Source organism: Ensifer sp. (assembly GCF_031989085.1).
Taxonomy (GTDB): Bacteria; Pseudomonadota; Alphaproteobacteria; order Rhizobiales; family Rhizobiaceae; genus Ensifer.
Window position 1 is genome coordinate 119,883 of record NZ_DALZXU010000003.1, and the last position, 22,933, is coordinate 142,815.

At 63.9% G+C, this 22,933-nt stretch carries 27 protein-coding genes; 13 read left to right on the forward strand and 14 right to left on the reverse strand.

The features are described 5' to 3' along the window. Positions 1-70 precede the first annotated feature (70 nt). The gene (locus RTP54_RS17640; protein ID WP_312364632.1) at positions 71-661 is read left to right on the forward strand and encodes a 3'-5' exonuclease; all 591 of its coding nucleotides are present in this window, start codon (positions 71-73) and stop codon (positions 659-661) included. A 30-nt stretch (positions 662-691) separates the two neighbouring features. Here RTP54_RS17640 and RTP54_RS17645 read toward each other — a convergent pair whose 3' ends face one another. Beyond that, positions 692-1,276, reverse strand: a complete 585-nt coding sequence (locus tag RTP54_RS17645) for a sterol desaturase family protein (RefSeq protein WP_312364633.1) — start codon at positions 1,274-1,276, stop codon at positions 692-694. 232 nt (positions 1,277-1,508) lie between these two features. On the opposite strand from RTP54_RS17645, the gene RTP54_RS17650 reads away from it, so the two are divergent. Then, positions 1,509-2,048 (forward strand): ribonuclease H, encoded by a 540-nt coding sequence (locus RTP54_RS17650; RefSeq protein WP_312364634.1) that lies wholly within the window; start codon positions 1,509-1,511, stop codon positions 2,046-2,048. Positions 2,049-2,119: 71 nt separating this feature from the next. Here the strand turns inward: RTP54_RS17650 and RTP54_RS17655 are convergent, their stop codons facing one another. After that, the gene (locus RTP54_RS17655; RefSeq protein WP_312364636.1) at positions 2,120-2,419 is read right to left on the reverse strand and encodes a hypothetical protein; all 300 of its coding nucleotides are present in this window, start codon (positions 2,417-2,419) and stop codon (positions 2,120-2,122) included. Between the two features lie 356 nt (positions 2,420-2,775). On the opposite strand from RTP54_RS17655, the gene RTP54_RS17660 reads away from it, so the two are divergent. From RTP54_RS17660 to RTP54_RS17670, 3 genes are all read left to right on the forward strand, one after another. Then, positions 2,776-4,383, forward strand: coding sequence for an ATP-binding protein (locus RTP54_RS17660; RefSeq protein ID WP_312364638.1), 1,608 nt, complete (start codon positions 2,776-2,778; stop codon positions 4,381-4,383). Next, positions 4,380-4,979, forward strand: coding sequence for a response regulator (locus RTP54_RS17665; RefSeq protein ID WP_312364640.1), 600 nt, complete (start codon positions 4,380-4,382; stop codon positions 4,977-4,979). Before RTP54_RS17660 ends, RTP54_RS17665 begins: the two co-directional genes overlap by 4 nt. Before the next feature lie 127 nt (positions 4,980-5,106). After that, a complete protein-coding gene (locus RTP54_RS17670; protein WP_312364643.1) occupies positions 5,107-5,592 on the forward strand; it encodes a heme-binding protein in 486 nt (161 codons plus the stop codon). Here the strand turns inward: RTP54_RS17670 and RTP54_RS17675 are convergent. Next, positions 5,580-5,987 carry a hypothetical protein gene (locus RTP54_RS17675; protein WP_312364645.1) on the reverse strand — a complete coding sequence of 136 codons (408 nt, stop codon included), beginning with the start codon at positions 5,985-5,987 and terminating at the stop codon, positions 5,580-5,582. The two genes, RTP54_RS17670 and RTP54_RS17675, sit on opposite strands and share 13 nt — an antisense overlap. A 249-nt stretch (positions 5,988-6,236) precedes the next feature. Here RTP54_RS17675 and RTP54_RS17680 point away from each other — a divergent pair, with 249 nt between their 5' ends. Further along, complete coding sequence (locus RTP54_RS17680) at positions 6,237-6,497, forward strand: DUF1127 domain-containing protein (protein ID WP_312364646.1); 261 nt, start codon at positions 6,237-6,239, stop codon at positions 6,495-6,497. A gap of 117 nt (positions 6,498-6,614) precedes the next feature. Here RTP54_RS17680 and RTP54_RS17685 read toward each other — a convergent pair whose 3' ends face one another. Next, positions 6,615-7,418 (reverse strand): APH(3'') family aminoglycoside O-phosphotransferase, encoded by an 804-nt coding sequence (locus tag RTP54_RS17685; protein ID WP_312364648.1) that lies wholly within the window; start codon positions 7,416-7,418, stop codon positions 6,615-6,617. A gap of 209 nt (positions 7,419-7,627) precedes the next feature. On the opposite strand from RTP54_RS17685, the gene RTP54_RS17690 reads away from it, so the two are divergent. The 7 genes from RTP54_RS17690 (at position 7,628) to RTP54_RS17720 (ending at position 10,374) form a co-directional block, all read left to right on the forward strand. Further along, complete coding sequence (locus tag RTP54_RS17690; RefSeq protein WP_312364650.1) at positions 7,628-8,032, forward strand: VOC family protein; 405 nt, start codon at positions 7,628-7,630, stop codon at positions 8,030-8,032. Positions 8,033-8,186: 154 nt separating this feature from the next. Beyond that, a complete protein-coding gene (locus RTP54_RS17695) occupies positions 8,187-8,513 on the forward strand; it encodes an ArsR/SmtB family transcription factor (protein WP_409517160.1) in 327 nt (108 codons plus the stop codon). Beyond that, positions 8,510-8,920, forward strand: coding sequence for an SRPBCC domain-containing protein (locus RTP54_RS17700; protein WP_312364653.1), 411 nt, complete (start codon positions 8,510-8,512; stop codon positions 8,918-8,920). The genes RTP54_RS17695 and RTP54_RS17700 overlap by 4 nt, the downstream gene beginning before the upstream one ends. Positions 8,921-8,996: 76 nt before the next feature. Next, entirely contained in the window at positions 8,997-9,209 is a 213-nt protein-coding gene (locus RTP54_RS17705; protein ID WP_112833396.1) for a hypothetical protein, read from the forward strand. A gap of 11 nt (positions 9,210-9,220) precedes the next feature. Beyond that, entirely contained in the window at positions 9,221-9,718 is a 498-nt protein-coding gene (locus RTP54_RS17710; RefSeq protein ID WP_312364655.1) for a DUF1801 domain-containing protein, read from the forward strand. Positions 9,719-9,887: 169 nt separating this feature from the next. Then, positions 9,888-10,094, forward strand: a complete 207-nt coding sequence (locus RTP54_RS17715; protein ID WP_162703271.1) for a hypothetical protein — start codon at positions 9,888-9,890, stop codon at positions 10,092-10,094. Between the two features lie 91 nt (positions 10,095-10,185). Beyond that, positions 10,186-10,374: a DUF3810 domain-containing protein gene (locus RTP54_RS17720; RefSeq protein ID WP_162704365.1), complete on the forward strand. Its 189-nt coding sequence runs from the start codon at positions 10,186-10,188 to the stop codon at positions 10,372-10,374. A 57-nt stretch (positions 10,375-10,431) separates the two neighbouring features. Here the strand turns inward: RTP54_RS17720 and RTP54_RS17725 are convergent, their stop codons facing one another. From RTP54_RS17725 to RTP54_RS17770, 10 genes are all read right to left on the reverse strand, one after another. Beyond that, positions 10,432-12,114, reverse strand: coding sequence for an ABC transporter ATP-binding protein (locus RTP54_RS17725; RefSeq protein WP_312364659.1), 1,683 nt, complete (start codon positions 12,112-12,114; stop codon positions 10,432-10,434). Then, positions 12,111-13,055: an acetamidase/formamidase family protein gene (locus RTP54_RS17730; protein WP_112806278.1), complete on the reverse strand. Its 945-nt coding sequence runs from the start codon at positions 13,053-13,055 to the stop codon at positions 12,111-12,113. Before RTP54_RS17730 ends, RTP54_RS17725 begins: the two co-directional genes overlap by 4 nt. A 61-nt stretch (positions 13,056-13,116) precedes the next feature. Further along, entirely contained in the window at positions 13,117-14,736 is a 1,620-nt protein-coding gene (locus RTP54_RS17735) for an ABC transporter substrate-binding protein (protein ID WP_112832986.1), read from the reverse strand. A 32-nt stretch (positions 14,737-14,768) separates the two neighbouring features. Then, positions 14,769-15,689, reverse strand: coding sequence for an ABC transporter permease (locus RTP54_RS17740; protein WP_112806274.1), 921 nt, complete (start codon positions 15,687-15,689; stop codon positions 14,769-14,771). Position 15,690: 1 nt separating this feature from the next. Next, on the reverse strand, positions 15,691-16,539 hold the full coding sequence (locus RTP54_RS17745) for an ABC transporter permease (RefSeq protein ID WP_312364665.1): 849 nt from the start codon (positions 16,537-16,539) through the stop codon (positions 15,691-15,693). Continuing rightward, complete coding sequence (locus RTP54_RS17750) at positions 16,539-17,120, reverse strand: ANTAR domain-containing protein (RefSeq protein ID WP_312364667.1); 582 nt, start codon at positions 17,118-17,120, stop codon at positions 16,539-16,541. The genes RTP54_RS17745 and RTP54_RS17750 overlap by 1 nt, the downstream gene beginning before the upstream one ends. Continuing rightward, positions 17,117-18,253: a transporter substrate-binding protein gene (locus RTP54_RS17755; RefSeq protein ID WP_112806268.1), complete on the reverse strand. Its 1,137-nt coding sequence runs from the start codon at positions 18,251-18,253 to the stop codon at positions 17,117-17,119. The genes RTP54_RS17750 and RTP54_RS17755 overlap by 4 nt, the downstream gene beginning before the upstream one ends. Positions 18,254-18,568: 315 nt before the next feature. Continuing rightward, positions 18,569-21,061, reverse strand: coding sequence for a TonB-dependent hemoglobin/transferrin/lactoferrin family receptor (locus RTP54_RS17760; RefSeq protein WP_312364670.1), 2,493 nt, complete (start codon positions 21,059-21,061; stop codon positions 18,569-18,571). Between the two features lie 95 nt (positions 21,062-21,156). After that, positions 21,157-22,149: a FecR family protein gene (locus RTP54_RS17765; protein WP_312364671.1), complete on the reverse strand. Its 993-nt coding sequence runs from the start codon at positions 22,147-22,149 to the stop codon at positions 21,157-21,159. Beyond that, on the reverse strand, positions 22,146-22,670 hold the full coding sequence (locus tag RTP54_RS17770; protein WP_112815980.1) for an RNA polymerase sigma factor: 525 nt from the start codon (positions 22,668-22,670) through the stop codon (positions 22,146-22,148). Before RTP54_RS17770 ends, RTP54_RS17765 begins: the two co-directional genes overlap by 4 nt. Positions 22,671-22,933 lie beyond the last annotated feature (263 nt).

A 22,933-nucleotide genomic window follows, 5' to 3' on the forward strand; every position in this document is an offset into this window, starting at 1 on the left:
TAAAGCAGTCCGGCACGAGGGCGCTTCTGCACCTCGGGCTTTCCCGCATGAAACGAGCCGGACCGTCGCCTTGAAGACCATCGCCATCGATTTCGAAACCGCCAACGAACAGCGCGGCAGCGCCTGCTCGGTCGGCCTCGCCTGGATCGAAGACGGCCGGGTGGTGCGAGTGGAGGAACGGCTCATTCGTCCGAAGGACATGCGCTTTTCATCGTTCAACATCGCGATCCACGGCATACGCCCGGCGCATGTGGAAGATGCCGGCGAATTTCCCGAAGTGATGGACGAGTTCGCCGACGACTTTCTCGGCGCCACGATGATCGCCCATAATGCCGCGTTCGATTTCAGTGTCTGGCGCGCCTGCCTCGATCTCTACCGGCAGGATTATCCCCAGCTGTCCTATCTCTGCTCGGTCAAGATGGCACAGAAGGTCTGGCCGCATCTGGGCTCGCACAAGCTCAACATCCTGGCCGGCCATCTTGGCCTGACCTTTACCCATCACAACGCCGCCGAAGATGCGGCCATCTGCGCCGAGGCGACGATTGCGATCGCCCGCTCCCTCAACCTTTCACGGATCGAGGACGTGCCGGGAAGGATCGGCATGAAGGCCGGGAGGCTGTTTGCCAACGGCTACGACGCCTGCACCTGCCGAAAGAATTGATCCGCTCACGCGGGATCGGCCACCGGCTGCCTATTGCGCAACGAGTTTGGTTCCCGCCCGTTTGCGTGCCGCGTTTCGATGCGTCCGGATATCGGTTCGAAACAGCCGGTCCCAGATCCCCGACGTGACGCCGAAATTGCCTTCCGCCGTCACGTGATGGTGCAGCGCGTGACGGCGCTTGAGGGCGAAGAACAACGACCCCTTGCGGGCCGGCCGGTGATGCAAGAGATGGTGCACGACGAGGTACCAGGCGTAGCCGAGCAGGAAGCCCGCCGTCAGGCTGCAGGCAAGGGCCACGCCCCCGATCCACCACAGTGGGGCGAACAGCAGAACGAACGAGGCGGGGGCGCCGACCACTGTCGGGAGGCCGATCAGTGCCTGCGGGTCGCGGTGGTGAGCCTCATGCAGGTCGCGGATGCGCGCAACGTGGTGCAGCACGAAGCGATGCAGACAATATTCGGCCAATGTCCAGGCGATGACGCCGACAACGAGCAACGACGCGCAACGCCACCATTCCATATCCGGCGCGGCCCGCAGAGCCAGGGCCGAAAGGATGAGGATGACCGCTGGGTAAACGACGAAGCCGCTGTAGTAATTCCATCGATTGACCTGCATCGCGCACGTCCCTGCGGCCGTTGAAAAAGACGGTCACCTATGTGCATGGCCGGAACATGGCTGGCCATACGGCGGATGCCGTAGAAGCGCACGGGAGAGGCCAGGTTTTGTCCATGGCATAAGCAGCGTTTTCGTGTCGGAAATGCTCGAAAATCTGCTAGGTCAATTCCCAGTCAGGCCCGATCAGGGCCCATCGACGCCATTGTCACGCGAACGGGCGATCAACCAACCGATGGATGAAATCTCCAGCCAACCGGGCTCCCCTTTGCCAACGGCGGTAATGCCGACGGCCTCCAAAGGTCTCGACGTTTTCACGGACGGTTCCCACGAGCCGCGTTCGGGCAATGGCGGTTGGGCATTCGTCGTCTACCGCGACGGGGCGGAAGCGGCATCGCAACAGGGTGGCGCGCGTAACGCCCGCGACAACACGATGGAGCTGACCGCCCTGCTCCAAGCATTGCTTTGGCTCAACGACCACGCCCCTGGCGAACGCGCCACGCTGTGGTCCGATTGTGTCTACGCCGTCAAAGGCTGCAACGAATGGCGGCGGATCTGGAGAAACAATGGCTGGAGAAAGATCGGCGCCAATTCGAGGGTCCGCAACCGCAAGATCGTGAACGCCGAACTCTGGATGGCGATCGATCGCGAACTCGACCGCAACCCGGAGCTCGCCATCGCCTGGTGCAAGGGCCATAGCGGGCTCGCCGGCAACGAGCGGGCCGATGCCCTTGCGACGATCGGGCGCCAATCTGCCCGGACCGACGGCCGATGAACATCTAGAGCCTGAAGCGCGCTCGCCCCATGCGATCGCGGCCCGGCATGTCGTTTATGCTGCCGCCGTCGCTAATGACAGACGTGGGCCTGCTCGTGTCCGGCGGCATCGGCCGATCTTGTCGACGACAGGTGGACGAGCTTGATCCCCAGTTCGAGAAGCAGCTCGGCCGATTTCAGATCCTTCGCCCCGAGATTGTCGGTGTATCCGCGGATCGTGCAGGCGACGCATTTCGAGTGGGCTGCAAAACGGATGTCGCCCATGTCCTCCGCCTCTTCGGCCACAACCTCCAGCGCGCCGGCAACCGTTTCCAGCATGCCGCTGCGTTCGCGGGCGCTCATGTCTTCCAGTGTCATTGGGATCCCGACCATGTCATCTCCTTTGCGCCCGGCAGGATAAGCTGCGGCGCCGGCATCACGTTCGAATTCTGGTGTTATTCCCCATATGGAGATTGTGGCGTCCATTAGCAAATCATGCCGGCCATGCGGCTGCTGCATGCCACGCGCAAGCGCGCGCGCACGCTTCCGCCGGGTTTCATCTGCGCGCCTGCGTGCTATGAGAGCTGACGACCCCATCTTGCCGGGCCAAAATTCGAGTTGGAAATGCGCAGCCCACAAAGCGGAGCCATGTTTGATTTGACCGGCCGTTCGCCATTGCACGCGCTTGATCGGGCTGAAGCTCACGGCAGCGCAGCGCGCAAGCCATCGGCTACCCCGGGCCCTTCGACGTGAGCAACGGCCTCCTGAAAGCCTGGCTGATCGGGATTGCGCTGTGGCTCGCGGCGGTCGTCGCTTTCGCGGTTTACTCGGTCGAAACGTCGCGCCAGCGCCTCGGAGACGAACTCGCGACAGTGGGTCGAACGCTGCATCGCCTGATATCTCAGCGCGCAGCGCAGCACGATGCCCACATGACCAGCCTGATCGCGCTTGCCGACGATACCGAGCCGGCACGGCTGGATGCCACCCGGCAGGTCATGGAGAGCGTCGCGCGCTTTTACCCGCGCATCGCCTGGCTCGCGCTCGTTTCGCTCGACGACAAGGCCGGGCAGGGCGCCACTGCGGCACCACCAGGCAATCATGCTGTGAGGACGATGATCGAAGTCCCCGCCGGTGGCGGCGAGGATCTTGCGCCGCTGCGCGACGCGATCGAAGGACAGCAGCGCGGCAAGGTCGAGGCCTATGTCGGCCGGAATGGCCGGTATCTGCTCGCCAAGCGAGCGCAGGCGCCGTCGGACGCGGCACTGGTGATCGCCATCGACGCGCGCCATCTGCTCGAGCCTGAAGAGCAGCCGCGTTGGGCGCATCTGACGCTGACCCTCGACGCGCAAACGCTGGTCGACCTGCCGGCGGACGAGACGGCTGGTGGCGCACCGCCGCTGCTCGCACCGCTCCGTTTCCAGTCGACGATCGACAGTGCCAGCCAGAAGATTTCGCTCGCACTCGAGCGGGCGATGCCGACCGATCAGCTGCTGCCGGTGCGACCGTTGATCGGATTTGCCGCCATGGCAGGGCTGGCGTCGTTCGCGCTGATGTTCGCGCTGCGCCAGCGGGCCGCCGTCCAGAAATCGCAAAGGTCGACCGAAGAGGCGGAGGCCCGGGCGCTGCTGCAGGAGCGCCAGGCCCTGCTCGCGCATGCCTCCCGCGTCAACGCCATGGGCGAGCTGGCGTCAGGCATCGCGCATGAACTGACACAACCCCTGACGGCGATGCTGAGCCGCAGCCAGGCGGCTGTGCGATTGGCCGGCGCCGACACACCCGATATCGGGCTGATCCGCGAGGCGCTTGAGGTCAATGTCCGCGAGGCGAAACGGGCGGGCGAGATGCTGAAACGGATGCGCGACTATGCGTCCAACCGGGCGCCCGTGCCGGTGCCGAGCGCGATCAACGATATCGTTGCCGAGATTGCGGCGCTGACCGGCGCGGATCTTCAGCGCCGCGGCATCGAATTGAAGCTCGACATGGCGAGCGAAACGCTCAAAGCCGACGTCGATGCGATCGAGATGGAGCAGGTGCTTCATAACCTGATCCGTAACGCCGCCGACGCCCTGGAGAGCGCTGAGACCGCCCGTCCGCAGATCGCGATCGAGACGCGCGCCGATGGCCAGGAGATCAGGATCGTCGTTCGCGACAATGGACCGGGGATTGCCGCGCAGGCTTTTCCAAAGCTGTTCCAGCCGTTCTTTACCACCAAGGCCGACGGCATGGGGCTGGGGCTGTCGCTGTGCGCGACGCTCATCGAGCGCGTCGACGGCCGGATCGAGGCGGAGAATGCACCGGATGGCGGTGCATGCTTTGCCATTACGCTGCCGCGCACGCGCAAACGGGAACCATCGTGAACACATACCGGGTCTATCTGATCGACGACGACGAGGCGGTGCGCGCGGCGCTCGCCTTTCTGTTGAGCACTTACGGCATCACCGTCGAAACCTTTGGCGATCCTCAGGCCTTCCTCGCCCATGTCGACGAGAAAAAGCCGGGATGCCTGATCGTCGATCTGCGCATGCCGCTCGTGTCCGGATTGCAGCTGCATGCCAAGCTGGCCGAGCGCGGCATCGACTGGCCGACGATCATGATCACCGGCCATGGCGACGTCGCCGCCTGCCGCCGCGCCTTCAAGGCCGGCATCCAGGATTTTCTGACCAAGCCGGTCGACGGCGAGGTACTGGTAGAAGCGCTGCAGCAGGCGTTTGCCAGTTTCGATGCGCGGCTGGAAAGGCGCGAGGCGCGCCAACAGCTTGCCCGGCTTACCGAACGCGAACGCGAAGTGCTCGACATGGTCGCGCTCGGATGGGCGAGCAAGGAGATCGCCGAAGCGCTCAACATCTCGGCCAGAACCGTCGATGCCCACCGCGCCAAGATCGCCGAGAAGCTCGGAACCAGCTCGGTTGCCGAATTCGTGCGGCTGACGCTTGCGGACAAGGGTACCGTGTGAGGCGGGAATAGGTAGTCCCACCTATGCCGGGTGGTGGCGTCGCGGATTCTGCCGGTCGGGGTAATTGGGTAGTTCTGGCTTCGGAAAAGCGAACCGCTTCCTCCGGAACAAGGATAGGAACCACGCCATGATCAGGACCCTTCTCGCAACGGCTTGCGCACTCGTCGTCGCCGGCACCGCCCAGGCCGAACTGCTGACCGAAAAGAACATCCCGTCGAGCCTTGCCGTCGAGATCGCCGTGAATGCCGTTCAGGCCTGCGCCGCCGACAAGTACAACGTCACGGCCGCCGTGGTCGATCGCGCCGGCGTGCTGCGTGCACTCGTGCGCGCCGACAATGCTGGCACCCACACGGTCGAGGCAGCCCGCGCCAAGGCGTTCACGTCCGCATCGTCGCGCACGCCGACCTCGAAAATGGCAGAGAACGTCGGCAAGAACCCGGCAGCGGCACAGCTGGTCAACATCGAGGGCTTCCTGGTGCTTGCCGGTGGCGTTCCGATCAAGGCCGGCGATGCGACCATCGGCGCAATCGGTGTCGGCGGCGCGCCGGGCGGCAATTTCGACGAAGCCTGCGCAACGGCTGCAATCGAAAAGGCCGCCGATCAGCTGAAGTAACGCTGTTCCGCGACGGCCGGGCCTGCGGGCGCGGCGATATCCCCAGGGCGGCCACACCGCCCTGGGTAAAGCGCGTGGTGATCGCGGGTCGCGATATACCCGCGGATACAGCGAATTAGGGCAAGCAGACCCGCCGCCACCCAGCCATAAATCACCAGGCAAAAGCGGCCAGACGGCGCCTTTCCGATGCCGGCGATCCGGAAACCCGCGTCGTTCCGAAGCGTCCCGCAGGACAGCAACGTGGTTTCGTCGCTGGAAGTGCGGCGCCCCATCGCGGCCTGTGAAAGTATTCTGTTGCAGACAGGCAACATATCTGCAGCAAGAATTTTCAATCCGAAATTGCGTCTTGCCGAACAGGCAATCCCGTGCGACGTTACATTGTCGGCAACCCACATTGTAGGAGGCGTGAGATGACATATACTCTCTTTAATATGCGCTTTCCTGGTGGATTCATTGTCGTGCCCGGGATGCAACTCGCATCCTGCTTTGCCCTGCCGGGTTCACAAAGCGTCTGAACGCTGATCTTCCACGGTTCGGCATTTCCCAACTGACCTAACTTTACCGGCCAACGGCGTGACGATTCCCGTCCAGGCCCAAATCAACTTTTAGAGGACCCGATCGCGTCGAAGCGTCGGGATAAACACATGCGCGAGACATCCTTTCCGGTCGCCGGCACTCTGCCGGCAGCCCTCGACGACCTGTGCCGCACATTCGGCATCTGGAAAACCGCAACCGGCCTCGTCCCGGCAGCCTGGCGGCATCACCGGCTGACAAACCAGACATCCGGCCTTTCCGACCGGATGCGCCGTGACATCGGGCTCCCCGAAATGGGAGATCCGCCCGACGATCCGTGGAACGCTGCCTGGGCAACGCCCAGGTGGGCACCCGCCATTCGCGTCACCTGATGCCGGCGACACGACCGCCAGACCCGTCAGGGCGAGGCGGTTGCTGCCACTATTGCCACACGGGCACGACGCCGGTCGTGCCCGTGACCTCATCCGGCAAGCCGACATCGGACACCATCAGCCCCAGGTCAGTGGATCGAGCCGCAGGTAGAATTCGAGGCGGGCAGCATCGGGCGCGGCGACCCCCAGCGTCTCGAAAAGCACCGCCGCTGCATGTCCTTCCTGCTCCGCCGTCTCCCAGCTTTCTCGCGCGTTGGCGATCATCAATGCCAGGTCAGCGTAACGGTCAGCCGTTCCCAGGCGCCCAAGATCGATCATTCCGGTGCAGCGTAGAGTATGGGGGTCGACCATGAAATTGGGCATGCAAGGGTCGCCGTGGCAAATCACCCTGCCTGTCGCCTCCTGCTCGAGGCGAAGTGCCAGGTCCCGCTCCACCCGTGCCAGCAGCTCAGCCGCGGGCGTCTTCCGGTCGTCGTCGGGCAGGAAATCGGGATTGACGGCATTGCGCGCGACCACGTCCATGGCTCGCCCGAAAATCGGCGCGAGGCTGCGATCGAAAGGGCACTGGCCGGCATCCAGCGCATGAAGCGCTGCGAGTTGCCGAGCCATGGAAGGCCAGGCCGAAAGCAGGTCGGTCGCCGACAGCGCCGCGGCCGGCACGCCTTCTATCGCGGTCATAATCAGGCAGGCACCTTGCTCGGCCACGTGCCAGTCGATCACCTCCGGCGTCAGGACGCCCCTGTCTTGCAGCCACAGGAGCCGATCGCGCTCGCCCGCGAGCTCCACCACCCGTGCTGCGTCCGCCACCTTCGCAAAGGCTCGCCCATCGCTGCGCCGGTAGACGGCGTCACCGGAGGCTCCGGCCACGACCGGCCCCCATTCGAAGGGCGAACGCCCAAGCAATTCCGGTGTCAAACTCAAGACCACAGCTCCTTCGATCTTTGAATGGCTTGTGTTAGTTGGGTGCCGCCAGCAAAGATTGCAACGCTCGAACGAACGGCCTTTTGCCTCATCAGTCCGGTCATCGCAGGCGTATCACGCGTCGCTGGCCTCCGACGGCAAGGCGACGGCCGCTCACGGCCAACGGTTGCGGTCATAGGACCACTGAAAAAAGCGAAGGACAGGCAGACATGAACCAGACGCTCGCACTCATTGCACTTGTCGTTCGGGACTATGACGAGGCGATCGATTTCTATGTCAACACGCTGGGTTTCATCCTGGTCGAGGACAGTTATCAGCCCGAGCAGGACAAGCGCTGGGTCGTCGTCAAGCCAGCAGGCGACGGCAGCACGTCCTTGCTGCTTGCGCGCGCTTCCACTGCGCACCAGCAAGACTATATCGGCGACCAGGCCGGCGGGCGGGTGTTTCTCTTCCTGCGAACCGACGATTTCTGGCGCGACTATAAAACCCTGGTGGCGCGCGGCGTCGAATTCATCAGGGACCCAAAGGAGGCATCCTACGGGACCGTCGCGGTCTTCAAGGATCTCTACGGCAACCTCTGGGATCTCGTGCAGTTTACCGATGGCCGGGCCTGAGGGGGCCTGCCGGCACGATCTTAGATACACCTGGCGGGCAACGCCTCGCTCGGGCGGCGTGAGCGACACCTTTCGCTCGCCTCGGGCGGCATGGGCTTGACTTATCCATAACTCGGCAGCTATGGATTCAATCCATAGCCAGAGAGTTATTGATTTGACGCAACTACCACACGAAATCCTGTTCAAGACACTTGCCGACCCGACCCGACGGGCGATCTTCGAGCGACTCTGCCGCGAAGGCGACCAGACCGTTGGCGCGCTCACGGCACATGCCGGGATTTCGCAGCCCGCCGTTTCAAAGCATCTCGGCGTGCTGAAGCGTGCCGGCCTGGTGCGCGACCGGCACGAGGGCCGCCTGACGCATTATAGCGCCGAGCTCGGTGCGCTCGACCCGCTGGTCGGCTGGGCCAAAGAGATGACCGGATTCTGGCAGAACCGTTTTGACGACCTTGAAGACCTCTTGAAAAGGATGGACCAATGACCGAAGCCGCAACCGAAACGCTGACCGTCGTCGTTGAACGGGAGGTGCCCTATCCGGTCGAGAAGATCTGGCGGGCATTGACCCAGCCGCACCTGATCGAGGAATGGCTGATGAAGAACGACTTCAGCCCGAACAAGGGGCATCAGTTCAGGCTCACGGCCGACTGGGGCGCGGTCGACTGCCAGGTGCAGGCGGTCGAGCCCAACAGGTCGCTGTCCTACACCTGGGACACCAAGGGCCTGAAGAGCGTCGTCACCTGGACGCTGACATCAACAGGTTCAGGCACCCGACTGCGCATGGAACAGTCCGGTTTCCGGCCGGATCAGCAGCCGTATTATCAAGGCGCGCAAGCCGGATGGCCGAGGTTCGTTTCCGCTCTCGAGCAGGTCCTGGAGCGGCTCGACTGACGAACGGCCCGAGACACCGCGTTCACGCCGGGCGGATCATCCGGTCCGTCCCGGCTGGTATTTTGAGGAGGTGCCAATGAACTGGAGCAATTGCATTCGACAGGTCCACCGCTGGACGTCTGTTGTCTTTGCGGTGATCGTCGCTTCGATTTTCGCCACATTGGGACTGGGCAAACAGCCGGCCGAATGGGTCTATTTCCTGCCGCTGTTTCCGCTCGCGATCCTGCTTGCCACCGGACTTTACATGTTCGCCCTGCCCTATCTCGGCGGCCGTCGCACGATCGGATAGGAGCAGGCGCAATGGGCGAAAAGACACCCAAAAGGCCGGCAAAACCGTTGGAAAAGCCGGCGGCGACGAAAGCCAAGCCGGGCGGGACCGCCGCGATTGAACCCGGCGACGTTCCGCTTCTTTCCGGCGGCAATCCGCAAATCGCCAAAGGCTATGGCGACGCCCCGGTAAAGGCCTATATCGCGGCCATGCCGGGCTGGAAGAGCGATGTGGGCAAGCGGCTCGACGCGTTGATCGAACGCGCGGTGCCCGATGTCTACAAGGCGGTGAAATGGAACTCTCCGCTCTACGGCATCGAGGGCGAGGGCTGGTTCCTCGGCATCCATGTTTTCACCAAGTACATCAAGGTGGCGTTCTTCCGGGGTGCGGCGCTCGATCCCGTGCCGCCGGGACAGTCGAAGCAGAAGGATGTGCGCTATCTCGACATTCGCGAAGACATGGCGCTCGACGAGAAGCAGTTTTCCGACTGGGTGAAGCAAGCCAGGCAACTGCCCGGCGAGCGTATGTGACGGTTCGCGGGGCGCAGGCGCGCGCGTCCTTCGTCGGCAGTGCCCGTTGCCGTTAAGCCTTTGTTAAGCATAGCTTGAACCGCAACATGTCACACACTTGGGGACGCCGGCGGCATCCCCTAAGTACACGATCATCATCCGATGCTGGGTGATTCGACGGAGTGACATGATGTCAATGGAACAAGAGGCGGCCGCGCAGGCGCTGGCCCTCGATCGATCGGTCAGCGATGCCGAAATCACCATCGCCCTTTCCCACGCGCAGAACGCAATCGCCGCAGCCGGCCAGATCCAGTCCACGGGCCTGCGTCGCGCCATGCAGGTCAAGGATGCGCTCGAGGGCGCGTTGCGGCTCCGCAGCCTGGCCGCCGGGCGATAGGAAGGCTTTAGCCGGGACGCGCCAACGGCCACCGCCCGGTAAGAAATTGCCGCTGACGCTCCACGTTTTGCACCATCACACAGGATACACGATGCAACTGATGTCCATGCCGGCCGTTGCCGGCATATCCCTGGGCGTTGCGATCGCCACTGTCTTCTCCGGCAAGCACCGCGCAAAGCCAGTCGGCGAGAAGACCCTGACCTTCCTCGGCAGCTTCCTGGCCACCGTTTTCGGCCTGTTCGTCCTCAACTTCGGCGTCTTCTACTTCCAGCCATCCTGACCGTGTCTTGCGAAACGGAAGGATGGCCGGGCGTCTCCATGTCTTACCCAAATCCCGCTAGGCAACGGCCCGCAAGCCGGGGTCGGGAATGGGGACGGCAGCCATCAAAGCCCGTGTATATGGATCCTGAGGGTTTTCGAACACGGCCCGGCGCGGGCCCATCTCAACGATGCGGCCTGCACGCATGACGGCGACATGGTGCGACATGCGCTCGATGACGGCCATGTCGTGGGAGACGAAGAGGTAGGCAAGTCCCATCGTCTCCTGAAGCTCCAGCATCAGGTCGAGCACCCGCGCGCGCACGGAAACGTCCAGTGCCGCGACGCTTTCATCGGCGACGATCAGCTTCGGATTGACCGCAAGCGCCCGGGCAATACAGATGCGCTGGCGTTGGCCACCGGAAAACTCGTGCGCATAGCGGCTCGCGGCATCGGCCCCGAGGCCGACCCGCCGCAGGAGATCGGCAACCCTGTCTTCCCGCTCGCCGCTGTTGCCGATGCCATGAATGATCAGCGGCTCCGCGATCGCGGCACCGACCGCCATTCGCGGATCGAGCGAGGCATAGGGGTCCTGGAAGATCATCTGCGCCGAGCGCCGGACCGGCCGCATCTGGCGCTGGCTCAGCGGCCCGATGTCGCAACCGTCGATGAGCACCTGACCGCTGAACGGCACGAGCCCGAGCACCGCCTTGCCGGTCGTCGACTTGCCCGAACCGCTTTCGCCGACCAGCCCCAGGGTCTGGCCGGGCAGGATCTCGAAAGAGACGTCGCTGACCGCCGGCCGGCTCTCGGTGGGTTTTGCGAGCCAGCCTGCCTTCTTGCCGTAGTTCACCTCGAGGCCGCGCACAGAAAGGACCGGGCTTGCCGTCTGCGGCTTGGCCGCGAGCAGCCCAGATCCGACACGCGGTGGGCCGTCGGTGCCGGCGTGGGCGCCGAGCCGCGGCACCGCCGCCAGAAGCTCGCGCGTATAGGCCGCCTTCGGAGCCTCGAAGATCGGCAGGACGCCGTCCTGTTCGACCACCCTGCCCTGCTGCATGATGACGACGCGATCGGCCATTTGAGCGACCACGCCCATGTCATGGGTGATCAGGATGATCGAAGCGCCGAACTCCCGTTTCAGCTCCGTCATCAGTTTCAGGATCTGCGCCTGCACCGTCACGTCGAGCGCGGTCGTCGGTTCGTCGGCGATCAGCACTTTCGGCCGGCAGGACAGTGCCATCGCGATCATCACGCGCTGGCGCATGCCACCCGACAGTTCATGCGGGTACTGCGTCAGGCGCCGCGCCGGTTCGGTGATGTGCACGGCATCGAGCATGCGCAAAGCCACCGCCTCGGCCGACACACCTTCGGAGCCCTGGTGCTCCCGGATCGCCTCGGTCAACTGCGCGCCGATCGACATCACGGGATTGAGCGATGTCATCGGCTCCTGGAACACCATGGCGACATCGCCGCCGCGCACACTACGCATGGCGCTGTTGCTGAGGCGCGAAAGTTCGCGCCCTTCCAGCTGGATGCTGCCGGAGGCAATCCGCAGCGAAGCCTTCGGCAACAGCCCCATGATCGCCAGCGACGTGACGGACTTTCCCGATCCGCTCTCGCCGGCAATGCACAGCGTTTCGCCGAGCTTGAGGTCGAAGCTGACATTGTCGAGCACGCGCCTGGCGCCTTCCGGCGTTCTTGCGTCGACACACAATCTGTCGACGCTGAGAACCGACGGGGATGCGGATTGGGATGCTGTCACGAAAAGACGATCCTCGGGAAATAGAAGGACACGACCCAGTTCGGCTGATCGACGATTTCGCTGATCCGGAGATCGCCGCAGACGGAGCAGAGCAGATAGGCGTCGACCGGGCTCAGGCCATGCTCGGCACCAAGCAGATCGATCATTCGCATCAGGCTTTCGCGTGCCCCGGTCATCAGATCGGGACCGATGCCGGTGGTCACCTCGTAGCCGGCCGCGTCGAGATGGCGGGTGACCGGCCCCGGCGTGGTGAAGCGCGGGCTTGCGAGGCGCGCGTCCTTGACGAGTTCGATGGTCGCCTCGACCTCCATCTGGCTCTCGATGGCGGTGCCGCAGACTTCACCGTCGCCTTGCGCCGCATGGGTGTCGCCGATCGAAAACAACGCACCGTCGACTTCCACGGGAAGATAGAGCGTTACGCCCGACGTCAGATCGCGAATGTCGAGATTGCCGCCGACCCGACGCGGCGGCACGACGGAATGAAGGCCAGGCTCGGCGGGTGCCACGCCTATCGTACCGGCAAAGGGCTTGAGCGGAACGCGGCCGCCGGGGCCGTAGAGTGCCGGCGCCATCGTGCTGGCGTCGTAGGTCCACATGTGCAGTGCCGGGTCGGTGAACTGGTCGGCAAGCAGGCCGAAGCCCGGGATATTGGCCGTCCAGCCGACGCCCGAGGGGACGAAGCGACGGATCGTTACCTTCAGCGCATCGCCGGGCTTGGCACCTTCGACATAGACGGGACCGGTGACCGGATTGATCCGGTTGAAGTCGAGCGCCGCCAGCGTATCGAGGGTCGACCCCGCACCCAATTGTCCACCGGACGAATCCAGGCACTCGAAATGGATGGTTTCGCCCGGCTTGGCGATCAAGGTCGGTTCAAAATCGCGGTTCCAGCCGAAATGGTGCTTGGCGCGGTGAATGGTATGGGTGCAGGCAACGCACATTTTTCTCTCCCCAGATGATAACGGGGCTCCCCGGCCGCCACGGCCCGGGGAGCCCAAGGGCTTATTGCTTCACGTAGATCGCGTCGTAATTGATGACGCGGGTCGGATCGACGTAGATCTCGCCCGCCCCGCCCATGCGCGGCGACTTGGCGACGACGCGGCGTTCGTTGGTGACGGGCACCCACGGGGCGTCGGCCATGATGTCGGTGAAGATCTTGCCCCAGGCCGCCTGCCGCTCGCCGGCCTTGGCCGGATCGGACATCGAGTCTGCGGCAACCGCGCGCTTGTCGAGGTCTTCGTTGCAGTACCACGACCAGTTCCAGCCGCCCTGAACCGCGCCGGAGCAACCGAGGATCGGCCCGTAGAAATTGGACGGATCCGGGAAGTCGGCAATCCAGGCCATGCCGCCCGACCAGATCATCGGCGCTTCGCCTTCGGTACCGCCTGCGGCAATGACGTTGGCCTGGGCGAGTGCGCGAACCTCGGCCTTGATGCCGACGGCCGCCAGATCCTGCTGGATCGCCTGGGCAATGCGCGGCTGGGGATCGGTGTTGGTGGAATAGAGGACCGTCTCGAAGCCATCGGGATGGCCGGCTTCGGCGAGCAGGGCCTTGGCCTTTTCGACGTCGAAAGCATAACCGGTGTAGGCCTTGTCGTAGCCCGGCATCAGCGGCGGCAACGGCTGGTTGGCGGGTGTCGCCCGGCCGTTGAGGATGCGGGTGATGCGCTCCTTGTTGATCGCCATGTTGACGGCCTGGCGCACCTTGACGTCGTCGAAGGGCTTGACCTTGGTGTTGAGCGTCACATAGCCGGTGTGGAGCTGCTGGCCGTCGACAATGATCTCGGCGCCCTCGGGCGAGTTCTTGATCTCGAGGAACTTTGCCGGCGGAATGCCGTCGCCGGCGATATCGACCTCGCCCTTCTGCAGCCGCAGCAATGCGACAAGCGGCTCCTGGCCGACTTCGACGGTGAACTTGTCGATATGCGGCATGTCCTTGATGAAGTAATCCGGATTGCGCTCGAAGGTCAGGCTCTGGCCGACGGTCCAGTCCTTCAGGATGAACGTGCCCGAGCCGACCGGCTTCTTGCCGAAATCGCCGGCGGCGGCCTCGACCGCTTCCTTCGGCACGACGGAGGCGAAGTTGACGGCAAGAACGTGGAGGAAGGTCGCATCAGGGCGCGACAGGTGGAAGACCACGGTCGAGGCATCCGGTGCCTCGATGCCTTCGAGCGTCGTCGTCTTGCCGCCGGTGACGTCGTCGAAGCCCTTGATCGCGCCGAAGAAGCCGGCGCCGGGGCCTTGCGTCTTCGGATCGACGGCGCGCTCGATCGAGTATTTGACGTCGTCAGCGACGATTTCGCGGCCGTTGGTGAACTTCGCGCCCTTGCGCAGCTTGAACGTATAGGTCAGGCCATCGGGCGCGACCTCGAAGCTTTCGGCAAGCGACGGCACCAGTTCCGTGGTGCCGGGCGTGTAATCCATCAGCCGCGAGAACAGGCTCTTGATCATCGACCAGTTGACCCAGTCGTAGCCGATGGCGGGATCAAGGGTTGCAATGTCATCCTTGTAGGTGATGACGATGTCACCGCCCTGCTTTGGCGCGTCCTGTGCGAAGGCAGGCAATGGCGCAAGCATCAGCGCCGTTGCGACGGTCGAGTTTCGAAGCCAGCGTTTGAACATTTTTCGTTCCCCTTTTTGGTTGCTGTATGATTTCACCGGGCGCGGATGCGCGGATCGACGAGCGGCGCGAGAATGTCGGCGATGAGATTGCCGAGCACGATCGCCAGCGCCGAGACGAGCGTCACCCCCATGATGATTGGTATGTCGACCTGCTGGATCGCCTGCCAGGCGAGCTGGCCGATGCCGGGCCAGCCATAGACGGCCTCGACCACGACGACGCCGCTCATGAACTGGCCGATATCGATGCCGATCATGGCGATGATCGGCAGCAGCGCGTTCGGCAGCGCATGGCGAAAAATGATGCGCGCCGACGACAGGCCCTTGGCCCGGGCAGTGCGGACATAATCCTGGTTGAGCACGTCGATCATCGCCGAGCGCACCATGCGCGCATACCAGCCGGCACCGAGAACGCCGAGTGTCAGCGCCGGCAGCACCACATGCGCCGGCGTGCCGAAGCCGCTCATCGGGAACCAGGCGAGCGTGACGGCGAAGACGTAGAGCAGCAGCAGTGCCGCCACGAACTGTGGCGCCGAGACGCCGACGAAGGACGCCATCATCACGGCACGGTCGACGAAGCCGCCGCGGCGCACGGCCGCGAGCACGCCGAGAAACACGCCGAGCACCACCTCGACGGCAATACCGGCCGCCATCAGGATCAGCGTTGCCGGCAGCCGAGCGGCAATCAGCGCGCCGACATCGGTCTTCTGCGCATAGGACCGTCCGAGGTCTCCCTGAAACAGGCCCTGCAGGTAGCTCCAGAACTGGACGAGCAAGGGCTGGTCGAGACCGAGTTCGCGCCGGATGTTGGCGACCGTCTGCGCCGTGGCGCTGCGGCCTGCGATCATGCGGGCGGGATCAGCCGGCAGCGCATAGAGCAGCAGGAAGGTGATGGCGGCAACGCCGAGAAGAATGAGCGCGGTCTGCACCAGGCGGCGAAGAAGCAGGAAAACCATGTCAGCCCCTGCCCCGCTGCGTCGGATCGAGAATGTCGCGCAGCGCATCGCCGACCAGATTGAAGGAGAGCGCGGTCAACAAGATGACGGCACCGGGGATGAAGACCAGCCAGGGGGCGGCCTGAAAATAGCTCTGGCTTTCGAAGATGATGTTGCCCCAGGACGGCGTCGGCGGCTGCACGCCGATGCCGAGGAAGGAAAGCGTCGCTTCGAGTAGCACTGTCGTGGCGATGCCGAGCGTGCCCCAGACGATCGCCGTCGGGACCAGATGCGGCAGGATGTGGTGAAAGAGGATGCGGCCATGGCCGGCGCCGAGCGACCGCTCGGCCAGGATGAAGTCGCGCTCCACCAGCCCACGCGTCTCGGTATAGACGATGCGCGCCACCTGCACCCAGTTGACGAGCGCAATGACCATGGCGACGATCCAGAGGCTCGGCCGCAGCAGCGCTGCGAGAACGATGGCGAGCAGCAGCGCCGGAAAAGCCATCATCAGATCGGTGAAGCGCATCAGCGCGCCGCCGACGATGCCGCGCATATAGCCCGAGAGGATGCCGATCAGGAGCCCGATCGTGACCGCCACGCCGTTGGCGACGAGGCCGATCACCAGCGAGGTTCGCGCACCGTAGAGAAGGCGCGAGAACAGGTCGCGCCCGAGCGTGTCGGTGCCGAGAAGGAACTGCGCGCTCGGCGGCAGCGGCGCGCCCTCCAATGTCAACCCGTCGAACATCTGCTCATCGGGGCTATAGGGCGCTATCAACGGTGCGGCGATGGCGAGTAGCACCACAAGCGCAACGACGATCAGGCCGAACAATGCCGCCGGCTGGCGGACCATGGTTTTGAGTGCCCGCATCAGCCTGCCTCCGGCAGCGGCTCGGCGCCGCCCACGATCGAGGCAGCGACCTGTTCCATCGTCAGCCGACGCTGCATCGCGCAATTGCGCAGGATGCGATAGGCCGCTTCTTCGTCGAGCTTGCGGGCACTTCTGATCTTCTCGACGGCCGCATGCACCAGCGGCCGCATGCGCACCCGCTCTTGGAGATGGGTGATCTCGTCGAGGACGGCCTGGCGCTCGCGATGGATGGCAAGTGCCATCACCAGGGCCGGATAGACGGCAGACGATGCCACCGGTTTGGCGATGATGGCCGAAGCCCCCTGATCCATTGCCCAGGCCACCCGGCCGGGCGCTTCCGAGCCGAGCAGGGCGACGAGCGGGCGCGGCGCGCGCTCGTCGGCCCAGGGCAGCAACCCGGTCCAGCCCTGATCGGCATCGACCAGAACGAGATCGGGCAGATTGTCGGCGGCAAGCGGCGTCCATTGCACATGGACGTGGAAGCCGAAGAGCTTCAGCTGGCGGGTCAGCCGCTCGGTCGTTGCATCCTCGCGATGGAGGACGGTGGCACGCCAGCCGGCAAAGTTGGGCGTTTCCCTCATGAGACGATCCGGAGCTGGGGTGGCTTGCGTGTCCGACGACCCGTCAGATACGGGTCGGCAAGGATGGCGGGTTCGGAAGCGATGATATCGAAACCGCCTTCGTCGTTGATGCGACCGAGGTGGAAGGGCAAGGCCGCGTGGCGGGTTTCCGCATCGATCCGGAGCGGACCGAGAACGCTTGGGCGAGGTGCGGCACAAAGCAGGCTGGAAACCACGGCCGGGTCGTCGGTGCCGGCGTCGATGATCGCCTCGGCACAAAGCTTGACGGCCGCATAGGCGCTGGCAAAGACGCTGGAGATCCGGCGCGAGACGCCGAAGCGCGCGCTCACTTGAGCCTTGAATGCCGCATTTTCGGCCGAGTTCACCGTGTCGAAATAAGCGGCTGCACAAAGCTGCCCCGTCGCCACGCCGAGGCCGATATCGATAAGTTCGCATTCCTGCAGGTCGCAGCTGACGACCGGGCAATTTTCCGGGCGAAACGCGGTGTCGCGTTCACCGAGCGCCCGGATCGCCGCGTGAAGAGCGTAGCTGGACGGACCAACGAGATTGTTGAGGATGAAGCTCGGCCGCCGCTGTTCGATCTCCGCGACAATGCGCTCGACCGCGGTCTCCTCGAGCGGCAGATAGCGCTCGCCGAGCACCGATCCGCCGGCCTCCTCGATGAGCTCGCGGGCAAGGCGGTTCATTTCCCAGCCCCAGACGTAATTGGCGCCGACGAGGTAGGGCCGACGCCCGAAGCGCGGCAGGAGATAGTCGAGCAGCGGCAACAGGTGCTGGTTCGGACAGCCGCCGGTATAGACGACATTGTCGTTGGCCTCGAAACCCTCGTAAGGGCACATGTACCAGAGCAGCCCATCATGCTTTTCGACGAGCGGAATGACCTCCTTGCGCGCCAGCGAGGTGATCGTGCCGACGATGTGGCGGCACCCCTTGTCGCGCAGCAATGAACGCGCACCCTCGAGATATCGGTCGATGCTGGCATGCGGGTCAACAAAAACCGGCTCGATGCGGCCGGGATAACGCGCCATGATCTCGTCTATCGCCAGCTCGGCACCGTCGCGGCAGTCGCGGCCCATCGTGCCATAGGGGCCGGTCGTCGAATAGAGAATGCCGATCTTCACCGCGTCGCTCATGGACCTGCCAAAAACCAAAAACCCCATGACGCGGTTCCCATCGATGATGGGGCATCATGGGGCGAAACTGCCCGTCGACCACAAAGGTCATGTGAAATGGATTGAACTGCTCAATCTGCAGCCATGATTAAGATACGGGCAACCGACCTCTGTCAAGCAAGGATTGGCAAGGAAATGCAGCCTCGCGCGCAACTTTGCATACAGGAGCAGGTGCGTTCGGCAACACGGCGCTTCACCTCGGCACCCTGAGGGCGAGCGACGTCGCCCAAGCGCAACCGGCCCGCCACAGCGGGCCGGTCGAATGCCGTTCCGCTGTCAGAATTTCCGGCTGATCGCGATCTTGAAGTTCCGGCCCGGCATCGCCGAGATGCCGTCGCTGAGATAGGGCTCGTAATATTTGTCGAAGATATTGTCGACGGCCAGATGAACTTCGCCGCCGTCCATGAAACCCGATGTCGGCGTCCAGTCGAGAAAGACGCCATGCACCGCATAACCGGCGCTGGGCGGGCGGGCATAGCTGCGTCCGTCCTGATTATAGGGCGTGCGGCTCTGGTCGTCGACGAAAGTGCCGGTCCAGCCGAAGGCGAGGTCCTGGTCCGGCACCTTGATGCCGGCGGTGGCGATGACGGTCAGCGGCGCGAGATCGTTGATATAGGTATCGGGTCCCCGAACGTTGTTGACGGCACCGGTCCGCTCGCCGGTCATCCAGGAGACGCCAAGATCGGCGAACATGCGCTCGGTCTCGTAGTGCGATTGCAACTCGATGCCGCGGATATCATAGGACGGCGTGTTCCAGTAGAACGGCACGACGCCCGAAGCGCCGACGAAGTTGGCCGTGCCGAAACGACGCGTGACTGGGTTGGAGACGTGGTTGTTGTAGGCCGAAATGCGCGTCGACAGCATGTCGTCGGCCGTCAGCACATCGTTGAAGCTCATGTCGATGCCGATGTTGAAGGTGCTGTTGCGCTCGACCTCCAGATCGCGGCTGGTGCCGGGCGCGCTGGTCTGAAAGCTCTGCGACGAATAGATTTCGTCAATGTTGGGCACGCGCATCGCATAGGCCCAATCGGCAAAGAACCGCACGGAGGACGTCGCCTCCCATGACAGGCTGATCGCCGGCGTCACGCCCTCGTGCGAGACGGCGGAGTAATCATGACCGGCCAGCGGATTGTTGAAGCGGGGCGCTGCGTTCGGCACGCCCTTGGAACGCACGTGGTCGTAGCGAAGCCCCGGCGTCACGGCCAAAGTGTCGGTCAGCTCGATCCTGTCGCGAACGAAGGCGGCAAAGGTCTTCTGCGTGCCCTCAGGCATGAACCAGGGCGCATAGTAGCCGTAGTTGTACTGCGCCTGGGTGCGGTTGGCGATGTCGTACATCCAGATGTCGCGGTCATGGTCGAAATATTGCACGCCGTAGTTCAGGCTGTGCGACAAGCCGCCGAGCGTGAAGTTGGACGTGTTTTCGACCTCGAACTTGATATCGGTATAGGCGGCATCGTTTTCATAGCCGCCGACGGATGCGCTCGGGTTGAGCCCGGCGATATCGGGCCGCGTCGCATGCTGACTGGTCTGCGAGAAGCTCGCCATCATGCGGTAATTCACCAGGTCGCTGTCGCCGCTGTAGCTGTAGTTCAGCGTCGAGGTGAAATCCTCGATCTCGCGCCAGGTGAGAAGGCGCCGCATCGCTTCCTTGTAGCCGTAGCGGGTTATGTTGTAGTCCGATGGCGCCGACTGGCCGCGGATGGCCGCCACCGGCCCCCAGTTGTTGTTTTCGCCGTAGGCGACCGTACCCCTGATCTCGTGGCCGTCATACTCGGCACCGACATTGGCAAGGAAGGTCGTCAGCTTCGAGTTGGAGTAGTTGTAGATCTCGCCGCCGCCGACGCGCATGTCGTCGCTCTTGCGCCATGTCGCCGCCAGAAGGCCGTCATAGGTAACCGGACCACCGAAATCCGACTTGCCGTAGAGTGCGCCTGTTTCCAGGAACTGCTTGTTGGCGGTCTGGAAACCTGACTTGGCCCAGACGCCCCATTCCTCGCCGGGCCGCAGCATGTCGGCGGCATCCTTGGTTTCCATCAGCACGGTGCCGCCGAAGCCGCCATTGCCGTAGCGCACCGATGTCGCGCCCTTTTCGATCTCGACGCGCTTCAGCAGCTCGGGCTCGATGAAGACGGTGCCCTGGTCATATTTTTCGAAGTTCTTCGGTGCGCCGTCGAGAATGATACGGACATCGGATTGCCGGGCAAAGCCGCGGATGGCGAGGGTCTGCCCCTCGATGCGCACGCCGCCGCCCATCGACACGCCGGGCGTCTTCTGCAGCAACTCTGGCAGGCTCGACGCCTGTGCCTTCTCGATGTCTTCGGCGTCGAGGACAGCGACGTTGGGCGCGCGATCGCCACGCTTGGCATCGCCGCGCACGACGATAGGCGCCAGCGCCGTGCCATCGCCGTCAACCGGTGTGGACGCTTCGCTTGTCCCCATCAGCTTCACGGTCGAGCCGCCGACGAAGCGGTAGCGCACGCCGGTGCCGCTCAGGAGCCGCTCGAGCGCCTCATCGGCGGTCATCTCGCCGGAAAGGCTCGGCGTGTTTACGCCCGACGCAACCGAGCTGTCGAACACGACCTGAAGCTTGAGCTGGCTTGCAAGCCGGTTGACGGCGGCGGTCAGTTTTCCGGCGGGCACATCGACCCGATGGACCGGGGCATCGTCGGCGAGGGCGCCGGTGGCCGCGAGCGCAACCACGGTACCTGCCATCAGGAGGCTGAAAATTGCGGAATGGCGTCGTGCGCCGGTCTTGTTCGAATATGGCATGATGGTCCCAGACAATGAGCGATGGCCGAGAAAGGGCCGGGTCTGGTTTCTGGACGAACGAGGTCCCACGTCAGGGACACCGCGCGTGATTTTTTTTAGCGCAGGATCGTGATGTAGGGCCCGATCCGGGTGACATTGATGTCGAAGGCTTCGGCAAGCCCCTGCAGCGCCTTGACCGGATCTGCGAGATCGAAGCTGCCGGATACCCGTCTGGCGCCGACGGCCGCATCCGCAATCAGGATCCGGCCCGGCACGTAGCGCCCGATTTCGTCCACGACCGAAGCGATGGTGCGCGCCTCGAATACCAGGCGCCCGTCGCGCCATGCCGCAGCCAACAGCGGATCGATGGGCTTGATGTCGCCGAGCCTGCCCTCACGGTTGTAGCTCAGCTGCTCGTTGACCTCGACGCGACGGGGTGGCTCCGCGCTCTCTGTGGCAACCGACACCGCGTGTTCGAGAACGGTGACATCGGCGCCCTCGTCGGTCAGATTGACGTCGAATGCCGTTCCGAGCGCCGTCGTCGTCCCCGCGCCCGCTTCGACCACGAAGGGTCTGTCTTTGTCGGCTGCGACTTCGACGAACACCTCGCCACGCAGGAGAACGATCCGCCGTTCACCTGGCGTGAACTCGTAGGCGACGGCCGACTGGGCGTTGAGCTGCAGCATCGATCCATCTTCCAGCTTCAGGATCGGCCGCTCGCCCTTGCCGGCGATGACATCGGCCCGCATCCACATCGCTCCGTCGAGCGAGAGGAAACCGCCGGCGCCGGCGGCGAGCACAACGGTGAGCGCTGCTATCGTCTTTCGACGACTTGCCGTTGCGCGCACCGCCTTGGCAGCAAATTCGGGCTCGCGCCGCACCAGCAGCGTGGCATCACCGACCGCCCGCTGCGCCCGCGCAAAGACTTCGGCATGCGCCGGATCCTCGGCGCGCCATCGTTCAAATGCCAGCCGCAGGTCGTCGTCCGCGGGCTCGCCCGTCAGGCGCACAAGCCAGTCCACCGCCTGCTCGCGCACCCGTTTCTCGAATGCCTTGCGGTGGCGATCGGCGGCCGCGGTCGGCGGATTGCGCTTGCCAATGGCAGTCATAGCGTCTCCTCCAGCCGATCGAGGCAATGCAGGTAGGCCTTGCGCAAGTGCCGATCCACCATGTTGCGGCTGATGCCGGTGCGCCGCGCAATTTCATCAGAAGTGAGGTTGCCGATGCGGCTTGCGAGAAACACCCGTCGCCGCTGCAAAGACATCTCCATGATCGCCGACTTCAGGATCGACAGTCTGCGGCGAAGATCGATATTGGCGTCGGGAGCGGCGATGTCGCTGGCGACCGCCAGGGCTTCCTCCTCCGAGCCGCCGAAAAGCTTCAATTCGAAGCGGTCGCGTCGCAGCCTGTCGATGCCGAGATTGGCGCAGGCACGGCGCAGAAACGCGCGCAAGGACGACTTGCCCTCAAGCGAAGTCCGCCGGTCGACCAGCCGCACATAGAGCTCGTGAACGACGTCGTTTGCCGCTGCCTGCGCGTGCCCGCGTCGGCGCGTCATCCCGCAGAGCTCGTCGTAGTAGGCCACGATCGCGTCGTCGAGCATCAAATGCGAGGCTGATTTCTCTGACATGTGTGTTTTTCCGGACCGAAGCGAGGTGGTCGGCGGCAAGATGTGGGACGACAGGATGGGTACGGGATGGGCAGTGCCGGCGTTCATTAGCGTGTCATTGCAGCGCGCACAAGAAATATGAGAATATTACTCATCTTTTGTTTCGGATGCGGCCGCGTTGGCCCATTGCGCCCGGCGTCATCGCCGCGAGCGCTCCCCTCGGGGTGCCAGTTTTTACGACTTCCTTATGTCCGAACCACTTCTTCGCAAGCGAATACCTATGC